General features: G+C 46.3%; 12 protein-coding genes, 1 tRNA gene and 1 pseudogene. 5 read left to right on the top strand and 9 right to left on the bottom strand.

Features of this window, described 5'->3' with window-relative positions:
* Nucleotides 1–137 precede the first annotated feature (137 nt).
* From hxlB to Q6A92_RS12640, 6 genes are all read right to left on the bottom strand, one after another.
* Nucleotides 138–680: a 6-phospho-3-hexuloisomerase gene (gene hxlB, locus Q6A92_RS12665; RefSeq protein ID WP_332238342.1), complete on the bottom strand. Its 543-nt coding sequence runs from the start codon at nt 678–680 to the stop codon at nt 138–140.
* A gap of 2 nt (nt 681–682) precedes the next feature.
* Entirely contained in the window at nt 683–1,054 is a 372-nt protein-coding gene (locus Q6A92_RS12660) for a hypothetical protein (protein WP_332238341.1), read from the bottom strand.
* Nucleotides 1,055–1,059: 5 nt separating this feature from the next.
* On the bottom strand, nt 1,060–1,302 hold the full coding sequence (locus tag Q6A92_RS12655) for an orotidine 5'-phosphate decarboxylase / HUMPS family protein (RefSeq protein WP_332238340.1): 243 nt from the start codon (nt 1,300–1,302) through the stop codon (nt 1,060–1,062).
* Between the two features lie 52 nt (nt 1,303–1,354).
* The gene (locus Q6A92_RS12650) at nt 1,355–2,365 is read right to left on the bottom strand and encodes a sugar kinase (protein WP_274398376.1); all 1,011 of its coding nucleotides are present in this window, start codon (nt 2,363–2,365) and stop codon (nt 1,355–1,357) included.
* Nucleotides 2,362–3,129 (bottom strand): sugar phosphate isomerase/epimerase family protein, encoded by a 768-nt coding sequence (locus Q6A92_RS12645; RefSeq protein WP_332238339.1) that lies wholly within the window; start codon nt 3,127–3,129, stop codon nt 2,362–2,364. Before Q6A92_RS12645 ends, Q6A92_RS12650 begins: the two co-directional genes overlap by 4 nt.
* Nucleotides 3,130–3,195: 66 nt before the next feature.
* On the bottom strand, nt 3,196–4,212 hold the full coding sequence (locus Q6A92_RS12640) for a LacI family DNA-binding transcriptional regulator (protein ID WP_274398374.1): 1,017 nt from the start codon (nt 4,210–4,212) through the stop codon (nt 3,196–3,198).
* Between the two features lie 542 nt (nt 4,213–4,754).
* On the opposite strand from Q6A92_RS12640, the gene Q6A92_RS12635 reads away from it, so the two are divergent.
* Nucleotides 4,755–4,826 (top strand) — tRNA-Gln (locus Q6A92_RS12635).
* Nucleotides 4,827–5,043: 217 nt separating this feature from the next.
* Here Q6A92_RS12635 and Q6A92_RS12630 read toward each other — a convergent pair.
* Nucleotides 5,044–5,232, bottom strand: a pseudogene (locus Q6A92_RS12630) (tyrosine-type recombinase/integrase); the annotation flags it as partial.
* A gap of 676 nt (nt 5,233–5,908) precedes the next feature.
* Here Q6A92_RS12630 and Q6A92_RS12625 point away from each other — a divergent pair.
* Nucleotides 5,909–6,346, top strand: coding sequence for a hypothetical protein (locus Q6A92_RS12625; protein WP_332238338.1), 438 nt, complete (start codon nt 5,909–5,911; stop codon nt 6,344–6,346).
* Nucleotides 6,347–8,121: 1,775 nt separating this feature from the next.
* Here Q6A92_RS12625 and Q6A92_RS12620 read toward each other — a convergent pair.
* Nucleotides 8,122–8,688 (bottom strand): TetR/AcrR family transcriptional regulator, encoded by a 567-nt coding sequence (locus tag Q6A92_RS12620; protein ID WP_274398370.1) that lies wholly within the window; start codon nt 8,686–8,688, stop codon nt 8,122–8,124.
* A gap of 119 nt (nt 8,689–8,807) precedes the next feature.
* Here Q6A92_RS12620 and Q6A92_RS12615 point away from each other — a divergent pair, with 119 nt between their 5' ends.
* Nucleotides 8,808–9,818, top strand: a complete 1,011-nt coding sequence (locus Q6A92_RS12615) for an NADP-dependent oxidoreductase (RefSeq protein WP_332238337.1) — start codon at nt 8,808–8,810, stop codon at nt 9,816–9,818.
* 279 nt (nt 9,819–10,097) lie between these two features.
* Here Q6A92_RS12615 and Q6A92_RS12610 read toward each other — a convergent pair whose 3' ends face one another.
* Nucleotides 10,098–10,673: a class I SAM-dependent methyltransferase gene (locus Q6A92_RS12610; RefSeq protein WP_332238336.1), complete on the bottom strand. Its 576-nt coding sequence runs from the start codon at nt 10,671–10,673 to the stop codon at nt 10,098–10,100.
* Nucleotides 10,674–11,222: 549 nt separating this feature from the next.
* On the opposite strand from Q6A92_RS12610, the gene Q6A92_RS12605 reads away from it, so the two are divergent.
* Both Q6A92_RS12605 and Q6A92_RS12600 read left to right on the top strand, forming a co-directional pair.
* On the top strand, nt 11,223–12,011 hold the full coding sequence (locus Q6A92_RS12605) for an alpha/beta hydrolase family protein (RefSeq protein WP_274398367.1): 789 nt from the start codon (nt 11,223–11,225) through the stop codon (nt 12,009–12,011).
* 488 nt (nt 12,012–12,499) lie between these two features.
* Complete coding sequence (locus tag Q6A92_RS12600) at nt 12,500–14,482, top strand: ABC transporter ATP-binding protein/permease (protein ID WP_332238335.1); 1,983 nt, start codon at nt 12,500–12,502, stop codon at nt 14,480–14,482.
* Nucleotides 14,483–14,801 lie beyond the last annotated feature (319 nt).

The following is a 14,801-nucleotide window of genomic DNA, read 5'->3' as shown; positions in this document are numbered from 1 at the left end:
CGGAAAGCATATCGTCCAGCACGGCTCCGTCCGCGTAAATTTTCACTTTCAGATTATTGTCCATGATCAGTTCCTCCCAAAATAAAGCCTGTTTCTATTGGAAAAACACAGAAATTGTATAGTGAAAACCAATCGCTTTATTCGACGTTGGTGTGCATTCTGGCGGCGTCTTCCTCGGACGTATGATCGCGCCGGCTCAGCTTCAGGCAAAGTGCGTCAAGCGTAATGTGAACTGCCTGATCAAAAAGCGAGCTGAGCAGCTGGATCGATTTTCGGTCCCGGTCGTTTTTCGTTGCACCGGGAACAACGATCGTACAGTCGGCCAGTTCGGCAAGCGGAGAATCCGGCTTGCTTGTCGCAGCGATGATCGTCAGGCCTTTTGCTTTCGCCGCTTTTGTGTCATTGACAATGTTTTTCGTCTTCCCGGAACCGGAAACCGCAAAGTAAACATCTCCCTTCGCGATGGCGGGTGAAATCGTCTCACCGATTGCGTATGAGGTATAGCCGATGTGCATCAGCCTCATCGCGAATCCCTTGGCCTGGAATCCGCTCCGGCCGGAGCCGTCGACAAAAATCCGCCTGTTCTTATTCAGAAAAGTCATTGCCTGCTCTAATTGGCTTTCATCCACCTGACGAATCACATCTTTAATTTCATTCACAATTAAATCAAGTGTTCTCAATTTTATGCCATCGCCTTTCTGAAATTTTGTGCGGCTAAAGCCATATCACCGGCCTTCGTGATCCCCGAACCGACAATCACGATTTCGGGAGAAGACTCCCTCATTTTTTCGATGCCCTCTAAATTAATGCCTCCGGCAATCGCAATTCTCCGGATAGACGGAAAATGCTTTTTAAAAGCCAGAATGTCTCCGTTCGGATCGGCAGTTGCGCCTTTATCCACCGAAGCGTGCAGACAGTAAATCGCATTTGGAAAATCGGTGATCCGATCGATCGTTTCAGGCGCACACTCGAGAAGATCGATCATCATTTCATGGCCGGTCTGCTCTGCAACCCGATAACATTTTTCAATTGTCGCGACTGATGACGCTCCCATCACGGTCAGGATATCCGCACCGCTTTGATAGCCCCGGTAAATTCATAGTCGCCTTCGTCAATCGTCTTCATGTCTCCCAGCAGGGGGGTACCCGGCGCCGCCTTTTTCAGCACGGCAAGCGCCTGAACACCATAGTCCTTGATTAAAGAGGTCCCGGCTTCAAGAATATCTGAATAGGGGGCCAGTTTTTTAATCAATGATTCAGCCTGATCAAGGGAAACGCGGTCAATTGCAACTTGTAGTTTCAACGGTCTTTCACCTTCTCTACACATGTCATGGTTTTTCCTGACGAAGCCAGTTTCAGATAACGTCAAAGGTCTCCTCGTCGTTTGATTTTACGGGTATGATAGATTTTGTCACGTTTCCCTTTATGAATCTGTCAAGCTGCCCGCGGTCTGGAAGTCCCTCATTATCACTGATATGCTGCACCTGAATCGCACCGATCGCATTGCTGCGCTGCAAAAGTTCGCGGTCCGGGAGATGTTCGAGCAGCCCGGTAATCACGCCAACCGCAAATCCATCGCCCGCGCCGACTGTGTCAACAACGTGATCGATTTTAAAACTCGGGACAATGGTTTCAGCGAATGCGCCGTCCCGATGTCTCTTTTTGCGGTACGAGCCGGAATCCCCCAGCTTGATAATCACATCTTTGGTCCCCTTTTTTAGATAAAAATCGGCAATTTCCTCTTTTGTCTTTTTTCCGGTGAGCCGTTTGCCTTCTCTGAATCCCGGAAGAACGACGTCGCATAGACCGGCCAGCTGATTGATTCTCGCCGTCATGGCCGCTTCGCCTTTCCAAAGGGCCGGGCGAAGGTTCGGGTCAAACGTGGTCAGCAGGTGATATTCACGCGCTTTTTGGATCAGCTCCAGAGCGGCCTCGAAGGTTTCAGGGCTGAGAGCCGGAAAGATGCCCGTCATATGAAGCACTTTTACTCCCGAAAAGTCAATTCGATCAATGTCATCTGGAGACATTCCTGAGGCGGCTGATCCTTTTCTGAAATAGACGACTTCCGGATCCCCGGCATCGTTCTTGCTTTTTAACTGAAATCCCGTCGGACGGCCGGAGAGAACCGAAACTTCCCCAGTTCCGACACCTTCATGTTTCAAGAAAGACCTGATATATCGGCCAAACGGATCATCACCGACCCGGCTGATCAGCGACACACTGTGTCTAAGCCGTGAAACACCGATTGCTACATTGACTTCGGCGCCTGCGATATATCTCGTATAATGCTGTACCTCGCTCAACTCGCCCTTCTGATCCGCAACAAACATAACCATCGGTTCACCGATCGTGATTACTTCACTCATGTTTTTGCCTCCTCACAGATTAAAGCATTTAGTACTTTATTAAACTCCCTTCTAATAACCTCGGCACCATCTATCGGGTACTCCATAACCAGCGGAATGTCTTCCGGACATGCGCGTATTGCCCGGCGCCAGTCAATCTCGCCGTCATCCAGAGGTACGGTATGCGGGCCGTCTGATGAGGATACATTTTTCAGATGGAAAACAGTCGCCCGAGCACCGACTTTTTTTAAAGCATTCTGCGGATCTTCATGCAGCCAGAGCCAGTTTCCGAGATCAAAAGTATAGCCGACAGGTATGCTTAACTTGTGTAAGAGTTCAAGAGTATCCGAAACAAAATTCAGTCGTCCGTTTGCCAACGTCTGATCATTTTCAATAGTCAGTTCTATCCGATATGAATCAACCAGACGTGCGATCTCACAGGCACCATTCTTGTCAATTCCGTCAGGTTCGCCGATGTTCAGCTTTACGCTCCGTGCGCCGATCATTCCGCCTTCCTGTAAGTATTTCTCCAGGTCCGGTGAAACGATGCCGTCTATAAACAGTTTTTCAGGAACGGAATAGAGCACGCTCAGTCCGGTCTGCACCGCTTGCTTCCCGCATCGCTGTATATCTTCAGGTTTAACGTTTTCTGAAAAATACTCTCTGCGGCATTCAATGCCGGACGCACCGAGCCTTTTTACATCCGCAAACAGTTCAGATTGCTTTTTCACACCGGTGTCCAGCAGTTTCTTATAAACGAGTGTATTGACGTAGAGATCTCTCACCTGGAATCCTCCTTCATGTGTATCGATTAACGAAATCGGTTTCAAAAAATGGCAAAAATTAATTTGTCATTCCGTCGACCCCCTGATCACTAAATTGGCCGGAAGTTCGAACAATTCAGGCGCTCCGGTTCGTTTGCCTTCCAGGCGGTCAATCAGCAGTTCCGCCGATTTTCTGCCCATCTCGTAAGGATCCTGTTGAATGACCGTGATGCCCGGCGGAATCAATTCACCCCATCCCCAGTCATCGTAACCGTAGATGCCGATTTCTTCCGGAACGGACCAGCGAAGTTCGTGCAGAATCTGCAGGAGAATGAGCAGCACCTGTCCGTTCACCGCAAACAGCGCCATCTTTTCATCCGGATAAAGCCTTTTCAGCCGCATTAATTTTTCTTTTATTGCAGGACGATTATTTTTATCAATAATCAGCGTACTGTCGCCGCTCTGATGCAGCGCATCCTCAACCGCCCGTTGACGGATCGACCGGGTGCTGATGCTGTTAATAGCTTCGGAGACAAAAAATATCCGTGTGTAATGATTTTTTATCAGATAGGCCGTCGCCTGGAAAGTTACATCGTAGTTGTTCGACGTCACGCAATCAAACAAAAATTCCTCAATCTGACGGTCGATGAGCACAACCGGTATCCCTTCTTTATTCATTTCAGTATAAATCGTGCTGGAATAACCAGTCGGATTGATCAACAGCGCATCCACATTATGATCAATCAATGACAGAATACCCTCTTCCTCCTCTTGCTGACTGTTATCCGTGTTCAGAATCAATATGTGGTAATCGCGCTGCTTACAAATGTCATTAACACCCTTCATTAAAATAGACGAAAAGGGGTTCTCGATATCTGCCACAACGACACCAAGGAGGTTCGTCCTCTTAGATTTCAGGCCTCTGGCGATGCTGCTGGGCCGGTAGTTCAGCTCATCAATAACCTGCCCGATTCGTTTTTTTGTTTTCAGCGACATGTATTCATACTTTTTATTCAAGTATCGTGACACCGTCGTTGTTGAGACACCCGCCGCTTCGGCTACAGCGGATATGGTTGCATGTTTTGCTATTTCATTTTTCTTCATCGGCGACCACCTGGCGTCTTTCTTCAATTTCCAGAACCTTGTTAATCGATTGCTAATGTAATCATTATAGCGCTTTCATTAGTAAAATCAAGCCAATTACATCATTTTCATCATTCCCTATTTCATATTTTGCGCGTCTCCCTGCTGCCGAGCGTCTGAAATCTGCAACTGGCCGGATTTTCCGGACCCTCCCCAAGGGTTAATCGATTAACACTTTGAACATCTTCATTCTGAATTATTTATTGTTCATTCTGGAATCCCTTTCATAAAAATAATTGTAACAAAAAATGACGATACACCGCATCGAAAGTATCCACTTCTGATTTCGTGATTTTAATACCATTCAAGATAAATAAGGCAGAAGCTTGCCTGCCCTTAAAAAATGTTTTCACTCCGCGAAAATTTTCCCAGTGAAAAAGCCCGGAATAAAGCATGTTTTTGAGTAGGGTTCTATTTCGCTCCCAATCAGCCTAAAAATTTTTTTGAATTTCCTCTTGCATATTTCTTCATAACTGGGTATAATATTTCTTGTTCTGATTCATTACCCCATGGCCAAACGGTAAGGCAGCGGTTTCTGGGGCCGCGATGTTCTGGTTCGAATCCAGATGGGGTAATCACACAAGGGTCCGTAATCCTAACTGTATTAAGGATTACGGGCCCTTTCTCTATAAGAATGTCACGGGCTGTGTCACGCGTGTGTCACGATCCAATTTTTCCACTGTCTGAAGCAGCACGAGTTGTGGGCGATTCCTCATCCGAGTTGCCCGCTTTTTGTGACGATTTTTCATCGGGTTACAAATTCTCTTCCTTTGTTTCACCAGCCGACAGCTGGACCAGTCCATCCAGATCCTCTGCCACCTCCTGATCCCGGTTCGGATACAGGTGCCCGTAGATCCCCAGCGTGATCTTCACATCGGAATGCCCGAGTCGGTCTCGGATAAGCAGGGGATCGGCCTTTCGATGGATCAAAAGGCTCGCATGGGAATGGCGCAGGTCATGAACCCGAATGCGCGGTATCCCCACCTCCGCGGCCTTGCCGGATATCTAAACTGGAGGAAATGCTGATGGACTAATGAACCCCGATACCCGATGAGAGAGGTTCATGAAAAATCCATTTAGATACCCCGGAATCAGTTATAATGGGGATAACAGTTGTGTTGCATAGTTGGCTGAAGAGAGTTTCTGCTATGATTCGGAAAGTAGGGTGAGGCACAGGATGGCTGATGGAGAAGTTGATCAAGATCGCTATGCCGTGAAGAAGCTCCATCTGGCTTAGACCTATGGTCTGATCTATCGGGACCCAAATCCATCCGGCAGCTCAAGAATTTCGATGATAGATCGATCAGGACCGGCACCGGTTTACCGAGCAAATTCACTTTTTGTAAGTGTGGCAGGAAATGGGAAATAGACTAAAAAACTGTCCTAAAACGAAGTGAATCTATATGCACGGTTAATTCCTGACACAGCTAAAGTATTAAAACAATTTTATAATAATTGTAATCTTTTTTAAGTGATATTATTTTGTTAGGTCATTCAGGGTTCTCTCATGCGAGCCTGATATACTTATTGCTTTGGACTCCTAATAGAGTAGGACAGGCCGAAAGACTATTATGCTAACGCTGTGCAGGGTTAATTGCTTATTATAGGCCTTGAAAAATGGCGAAGAAAAAATAGTTCATATACGGAGACAATAACATTGAATTATCATTTGGGGTTTTCATTTAAAGGCTTTATGGTTTTTTTATTACCAATGATACCAAATATATTTTATTTTCTAATTCCTACATCAGGTGCATCGAGAAGTAATATTAATAGTCATATCGTTTTAGATGTTTTGGAACACGGAAGCCAGGCATTGTTTTTCTTTATGATAATATTTGTAATAAGGAAACAGATATATAAGAATATATGTCCTTATACAGTTGGTATGGCAATCATGCTATTGTTTTATTATGTATTTTGGATTTTCTGTTTTACTGGTGAATCAAATATAATTATTCTATTGGCAATGGCAGTTCTGCCAGTAATATATTTTATATTAGCAGAAATATGGCTTAATAATTATCTGTCTATTATACCAACTGCACTTTTTGGCATCATTCATGTCATTATTACATATTTGGATTTTAGTTAAGACAAAACAATGATGATTTGATATGGAACTAAGTTAATTCACAATCTACTTAAAATACGAATTATAGACCTCTGAAATTTTAAGGTTCCATTAAAAATTATTCAAGTCATTATTTCTATTTTAACGCTAAATTGCAATAATAATTTAGCAAAATAATTGCTTCGGTTTTAATGGAATGATACTTATTCTACTGTGTGAATACCATATGATCTTCAAAGAAAAGAGACGGATCAGGTATGCTGCTCATCATTTGAACCGCCTCGACAGTTAATCAAAGCTTAATGATTCGTGTGTTTAATTTAAGAAATACCTGCATTTAATCCTTGAAGAAAGGGATTGGTGAACCTCTTCTGGTGTCCTCATCCCCCCCTCGATAACTCGATGCCAGACGTATTGGGATCTGAAAGAAAATGGCCGGATATTAAGGGCTTAGGGAGAAAAGCACAACGTGAAGGCCTGTTCATGAACATTTATAAACATGGAGACAGATCGCTGAAAAATCGATAAAATGCAGATGAGCTGATGAACCACGATACTCAAACAAAAAGGTTCATGAAAAACTCATTCAGGTACCCCGGAATCAGTTATAATGGGAAAAATAGTTCTGTTGCGCCGTTGACGGGTACCATGCAACCGTCGATCGGATTTAGGAGGCTGCACCCAATCAAAAAAAGTAGAGTCGGAACTGAGAAAAACTTATCAGTCGCACCGAAATGAGGGAAAGCCGCACCTAAATGGGAGAAAGCCGCACCGAATGCAGCTGAACTTGCACCGAAAAAGAGCGGTTGCTCTGAATTAGGCCTAACTCGCACCGAATCGGGTTTGAATCGCACCTAAATGGGAGAAAGCCGCACCGAATACAGCTGAACTTGCACCGAAACGTTAAACAGCCGGTTTCAGGAATGTGTATCGGTCAACATATCCGGTTTATCGGTCGGCGCAGTAACTTTATCGGTCGACATGCCTCGTTTATCGGTCTTTACGGCAATTTTATCGGTCAATGTACCTCGTTTATCGGTCGGCGTGTCCAAATGGCGCCGGACTCACCCTGAATCCGGCTGAATCAGCATGGCAAAAATTCATTTGTTCCACATTTTAACAGATTTTCGCTTCATTCCTATTGATGTTTCACAGTACGACGCTACTCCGCAACAAGGTTTTTGATCTGTTGAAAATGATAGATATTCCCCCTCTGTGTGTCAGTAGGGAGGGTGAACTTCATAAGGGACGTCTTGGAACGCTTGTACCGGCAGTTTTATTTGATACCCCAGCAACACCGTACACGTTCAGCGGATTGAAGAAAATTGCCAAACGCTCGTTCAACATTTAGACAAGGAAGATCTGAAAAGGATGCGTCACATCTTAGATGAAAAGGATCTGCGCTTAAGCGAAGTCTCGCTGGATAGTTTCATTCGAGGATTTCAACTGGGGTCGGCCTTATTTTATCAAATGAGGGATTATGAAGGATTTTCTGATGAGCGTTCAAAGTGCTCAGAAAAATGGGTTCCCCTTTTCATCCAAATGAGTCATGATAATCTTTGAAATGAACCGTCTGTCCATCAATGGAGTGGCTGAATACTTAAACGATTCATAGGTATCCATTCTCGGTGGGGCGGCCGCCCCCCGCCCCAAGTGGCGTCCCTCCTCCCGGAGTGTTTGCCTCCCCCAACCTCTTTTACACAATAATTACTGTTACAACTACAGCGACTGCCATGGACGAGAAAATAAAGTCCTAGACTGTCGCTGTTTTCATTGAACTAACATTACTCGTTAGTTCAATCATATCGTTGTGCTGCAGCCCCTATCAGGATAGCGCTCGCGATAATACTGAAGAGATGCTCAGCTCGTGGGGCGGACGAGGGCTGGTTGCTGAGCCACGCAAGCGCAGCAGCTAGTGAGAACAGGTCATCACCATCCATGTCGGTACGCGCCAGACCCTCGGCCTGAGCGCGAGCGAGAAGTCGCGTGCCTGCCATGCGCATCGTGACGCATGAAGCGTGGAGTGCGGACTCCGTGTCATCCTTGGCTGCCATCATCGCGTCCACAACACCTTGATAGTTGCCCGTGAATGCAACGACGTCGCGCAGCCACGACACGAGTGCATCATCGGGTGAACCCGCAGTTTCGAGCTCACGTGCCTTTGTCGTAAACTCGTCGAAATTTGCGCGGAGCAAAGCTTCGAGCAGCGCCTCTCTCGTCGGGAAATGACGATACAGTGTGCCAAGCCCGACACCAGCTTTGCGAGCAATTTCGCGCAGCGATGCATCGACGCCGTGCTCAGCTACAACGACGCTCGCGACTGCGAGTATGTGCTCATAGTTTTTCTTCGCATCAGCCCGCATAAAATTCCTCCTTGACATATGGAGCGGTGCTCCGTATAATGATAAGCGGAACAGTGATCCGATTAAGCGAAGCACTGCTCCGATAAGTATAACTCATTTGCATGAAAGGAGAAAGTAAGATGTCTACAGATACAATGAAGGCGATTCGTCTGCATGAATTCGGCGGCCCTGAGGTAATGCGTTACGAGGAGGCGCCGATTCCCGTGCTGAAGCCAGGTGAGGTGCTTGTCCGCGTTCACGCGGTTGGCATCAACCCCCCCGACTGGTACCTGCGCGAGGGGTATAAGGATCTCCCTCCTGAGTGGCGGCCGCCGGTGCCCTTTCCCGTCATTCTGGGCTCGGACGTGGCGGGCGTCGTCGTGGCGGTAGCTGCGGATGTGCAAGGTTTCTCCGTCGGCGATGAAGTTTATGGCATGGTTCGCTTCCCTAGCTTTGGGGAGAGCGCTGCTTATGCCGAGTACGTCGCCGCGCCAGCTTCGGACCTTGCAATCAAGCCGGCTAGTATCGATTATGTGCACGCCGCTGGGGCGCCGATGGCAAGCCTCACCGCGTGGCAGTTCCTGATCGAACTGGGGCACAATGAACCGAATCCGCTTCAACCGGAGATGCATCGTCCGGTGCCGCTCAACGGCAAGACGGTGCTCGTCAATGGTGCCGCGGGTGGCGTGGGGCACTTCGCGGTGCAACTGGCTAAATGGAGGGGGGCGCACGTCATTGCGGTGGCATCGGGCACGCATGAGTCGTTTCTGAGCGGGCTCGGTGTCGACGAATTCATCGACTACACCAAGAGTCCTCCCGAGGACGTCGCCCATGACGTTGATCTCGTCCTCGATGCCCTCGGCGGTCCTACTACCGGTCGTTTCTTGCGTACACTCAAGCGTGGCGGCGCCTTATTCCCAGTGTTCTTAGGCTTCTCCGACGCCGAGGAGGCCGCGAAGCTGGGCGTCACGGTATCGATGACCCAAGTGCGCTCAAACGGCCCGCAGCTGGCGGAATTAGTCCGCTTGCTTGATGCCGGGACGGTTCGCGTCGCCATCGACAGCACGTTTCCACTTTCCGATGCTCGCAAGGCCCATGAACGAGCCGCCAGTGGACACATTCAAGGCAAGATTGTGCTCACGGTCGTGTAGGACGACAGCATGAATGATTATCGCAGTCCTCTTGAAACACAAATGAGTTTTGAAGAAATTTGCTAACTTAATTAAGAAAAAAAGGATGAACAACAATGATTAATACTTATGAGTTATGTTCACCTAAATCCGTCTGATGTGAATGAGTTCACTGCAGACGTTCAGGCCGTCGCTTCCAGCACGAGAGCGGAAAAGGGACGCCTCTTTTATGCCTTTACTTCGGAAGACGCGCATGATACGGTAATCAAATCTGATTAAGAGCTTGATAGTGGCAAAATTCTATTTTATAAAATAATAGCACAGCCATCCGTGATAATAATATTGGCTGCATTTATTAAAACCTATATCTTTTGTGATCACTTGTGTGTACTCACCGTTTTTATCGTTGCTCATAAAATAATTAAGTTTCACTTTTTCACAAGCGATTATCACTTGTCCATTGTACTTTAAAACACGATAGATCTCCTCTAACCCACGTACATATGAAGGCCAATGGAAGTGGGTTTGAAATGCCGTGACTAAGTCAAAACTATTATCTGGAAATGACATTTTCTCTACACTCATCACTGAAAAGGAGATATCATCGGCAGCATTATTCTTTCTTGCCATTGTTATTGCTGTTTCAGAAATATCAATACCCGTTACAAGACTTGAAGGTGCTCTCTGAGAAAGATATTTTGTTGTCAATCCATTCCCTGCACCTACATCAAGTATCGTTCCGTTTTGAGGTATATTGGCAAACCCAAGGCCCCATTTAACCATTGGAAAATAAGCTTTATTCCAAAGTTTCATCATTATCTTTCCCACCCATCCCTCAGGTTTTTTAGACTGAGCTAATAGTATTGAGAACGGCAATAAAATCTCCTCCCTGTAAGATTCATCTCGGAGTAGTATAATTTCAATTTATTATAAGATAATTAACTTCTGTTTAATACTTCAACTTCAATTTTCCAAATAAAATCAGTAGAGCTTTCTGAACAAATTTCTTGAGGATTCTAGGCGAGACGAATAATTCTTCAGAAAGGCTTCAAAAAGGCGTTCTGTTCAAGGGTCTCAGTGAATTCAGAAGAAATAAGCTTGGTGGCAGATCGAGAGGAAATGGCTGGAAATTAAGGGCTGGAGAGTGAAAAGGCCAGCGTGAAGGCCCATGGATGAACATTAATACGATAGAAAACAAAGCGATGAAATCCTGATGAGTCAATGCAATATCCAAATGGAAAGAACGATGAGAAATTGCGTCAGATCACTCGGAATTAGCTATAATGAAGAAAATGATTTTGTTGCAAAAATAACGGATACTGCGGAGCGGTTCAATTGGATCCATAAGTCGATCCGAAATGCCAGAAAGCTAAACGGAGTTTTAAAAGCAGGCTAGATAAAAAACTTTAAAAGGGGATTTTTACATTGGCATCTATTTCTTTGAGCCGCTCGGCTTATGGAGAACATCCGTCACAATTCGGAGTACTGCGGATGCCTAAGTCGGCTGATAGTTGTCCGGTAGTTGTGACGATTCATGGCGGGTTTTGGAAAGCGAAGTACGGCCTTGAGGAAATGGATCCGCTTAATGAAGATTTGGTTCGCCGTGGTTACGCCGCCTGGAATATCGAATACCGCCGTGTCGGAGAAGATGGAGGAGGGTGGCCGGGGACCTTTCATGATGTTATAGATGCCGTTAATCACTTGTCTGAACTCGGGAAATATTTTCCGCTTGATCTTTCTCGTGTAGTGATTCTCGGGCATTCGGCGGGTGGGCATTTGGCTCTCTGGTTAGCTTCCCGTTTCAAAGATCAAACGGATGAAATGGGCAGTCCATTGGCAATACATGTACGGGGTATTCTAAGCCTGGCCGGTGTTTCCGATTTGCAAAAGATGTGGGAAATTGATCTTGAAAAAGGAATGAGCAGTCCAGTTGAATCTTTTCTAGGCGGAACACCGCGGGAAGTTCCGGCTCGTTACCATTTAGCTTCACCCAGTGAATGGTTGCCTTTGTATGTTGAGCAAATTTTAATCCATGGAGACCGTGACTGTGATGTTCCGATCGAATTGAGTGTTGCATATCATCGTCGGGCGATGGCACTGGAGGATAAAGTCAGATTGATTGTTCTCCCGGGAATAGAGCATTTTAAACTCATCGATCCGTCGTCTTCAGCATGGAAATCAGTGACGAATTCACTGGAAGTTTTATTGGCGTAAAGGCCGCTCATGGTTTTGAACCCCAACAAGCTGCTGTCGTATGGGAACAAATGGATAGATTCAATTGAAATTCCATTTTCAACATGAATCTTTCATTATACAGTTCTGCTGAGAAAAAGGTTATTTGATCCGTTGAAAATGATAGATATCCCCCCTCTCCTCTGGTACTGTGTGTCGTTGAGAAAGGTGAACGTTATGAAAGACGTCCTCGAAACGCTGTACCAGTGTTTCTATTTCATACCCCGGCACACCATACGGGCCAAAAACGAACGGATTTTGAAAGGACAGCTGAATAAGGAAGATTTCGTCCACATTCTCCGCTTGACGGATGCAGCGAATCTTCAGTTAAGGGAAGTCTCGTTGGATAGCTTCCTTCGGGGCTTTTAACACTAGCATTTTTTTGTCAAAAAAGATAAAACAATGTTGACATTTTGTTTTACTTTTTATATATTTAGCCCTGACATTGAACTAGTAAAGGAGAAGATGTCATGGCCTTTCTCGAATTACAAGCCATTCACAAGTCGTACTTTTTAGGAAAAGAAGAATTTCCCGTCCTGAAAGGCATTGATCTTCGATTGGAGCGGGGCGAATTTGTCTCGATCCTGGGAGAATCAGGGGGCGGCAAATCAACCCTGATGAATATTATTGGCGGACTGGATCGTGAATTCACCGGTCAGGTCATGGTCGACGGGCATCCGCTCGACCATACCCGGCAGAAGCAGCTGGATGACTACCGCCGCAGTACCATTGGCTACATTTATCAATCGTATAATTTAATCAGCCATCTGAACATCGTTGAAAATGTTCTGGCCTCTCTGGACATGACGACGCTTACCGGGAGCCAGCGAAAAGAACGGGCCGTCGCGTTACTTAAAAAGGTCGGTCTCGGCGATCAATTAAAGAAACGCCCGAATCAACTCTCCGGCGGGCAAAAACAACGGGTAGCAATTGCACGGGCGCTGGCCGGCAATCCTGAAATCATCCTTGCCGATGAACCGACAGGCGCTCTGGACTCCGGGAACACCGCAGAGGTTCTCAAACTTCTGGAGGAGATCGCAGCAGAGGGTAAACTGGTGATCGCCGTCACCCATTCCCAGGAAGTCGCCAACCACGGAACACGGATTGTCCATCTTACGGATGGAAAAATTGATGGCGACACTCGGATTAAGCAAGCCTACCCAATGCCGCAGGATACCGCGAAGGACTTTCGGGCAAAGCCGCTTTCCGCCGGAGCAAGTTACAAGAATGCGTTCAAGCACCTCACCTTTAATTTCTGGCGCAATTCGATCATTATGCTCGGAACGGCCATCGGACTTTTTGCCGTCCTGCTCTTCAGCGGACTGGGTAACGGTATCAATGCCTTCATCCAGAATCAAATCAACTCGATGGTCAACCCCGATTCGATTACGGTATTAAAGAATCCCAGCGGCAAAAAAATGAGCAGCACAGAACTGCAGCAGTCGATGCAGCAGTTCGCCAATGATCCATCCAGGCTGCTGCTCACCAGCAGCCAGGTGGACCGCCTGCGCGGCCTGAAGCACGTCAACAGAGTGGAACCAGGTTACCAGTTAAGCACATACACAGTGTCTTATAACAAGAAAAACTCTAACGGGACAGGCATCCAGACCTGGACGAAAGCGTTCTCCGGCAACACAATTAAAACCGGCCATGCACCGGGGGATAACGAGATTGTCATTAACAAGAACCAGGCGATCGCTCTGATGAGTGCCAAAACCTACAAACAGCTTCAGGGGAAAACGATAACACTGACCCTGCCATGGATCAATAAGCAAAACCAGCCGATTCAGATGACCGGTAAGTATAAAGTTGTCGGATTTTCAGACAGCGCCCAGGTCCTCCCGGCAGCAACAAACTACAATACTATGCATCAGCTGATCGAGAAATATCACGGCATTGCGGGCGCAAACTTTGTCTCCGTCAACGTCACCGGACCCACTTACGTCAAACAGGTTGCGAACACCATTCAGGGACTAAAGGATCATGGTAAATACAGCTACGGGGCCATCACGGTCGGCGATATTCTGGATACGGTCAATCAGTACGTCCAGGTTGCATCGATTGTTCTCGCAGCGATCGCCGGCATATCGATCGTGGTTTCCGCCTTGATGATCATCGTGACTATGTACATGTCAGTATCTGAACGGACTAAAGAAATCGGCATCCTGCGTGCGCTGGGTGAACGAAGGAAGGATATACGCCGGCTATTTACCGCCGAGTCGATCCTGATCGGCCTATTTTCGGCAGCACTCGCTCTTATTCTGGCTTACGGCTCAAGCGTACTGCTCAATCATGTGCTGTATAAAATCGTCAAGTTTAACATCGTCCAGATTACACCGGCCAACATCATATCAACAGTAATCATCGCTCTGGCGATCTCATTTCTTGCCGCTCTTCTACCGGCAAGACGGGCTTCACGGCTTAATCCGATTGACGCTCTGTCCGCTGACTAATTTTCGGATTAAGAAACATAAAAAAAGAAAAGGCTCTTTGCCGGCATTGTCCGGCAGAGAGCCTTTAATAAATGCCGAAATCCGGTAACACAAAATCTTTTTCCTTTAAGTTCATATAGCCGGGACGGAAAAATTAAGGAAAGAATGAGATTACCTGTCAACAATAAAGATGTTTTTTATCCTATTAAAATATTGCTCAAAATACTGCAATCAGATGGAAGAAGGAATAATTAATTGAGGAAAAATATAGAAGAAAATTTACCCATCAGAATCAGATATAGATTTAAAATCATAAGAGCCAGACGATTTTAGGCCACTA

The sequence above is a fragment of the Sporolactobacillus sp. KGMB 08714 genome (genome assembly GCF_036598985.1).
Taxonomy (GTDB): domain Bacteria; phylum Bacillota; class Bacilli; order Bacillales; family Sporolactobacillaceae; genus Sporolactobacillus.
The sequence above is the reverse complement of the archived record's forward strand: the minus strand, read 5'-3'. Positions and strand labels throughout refer to the sequence as shown.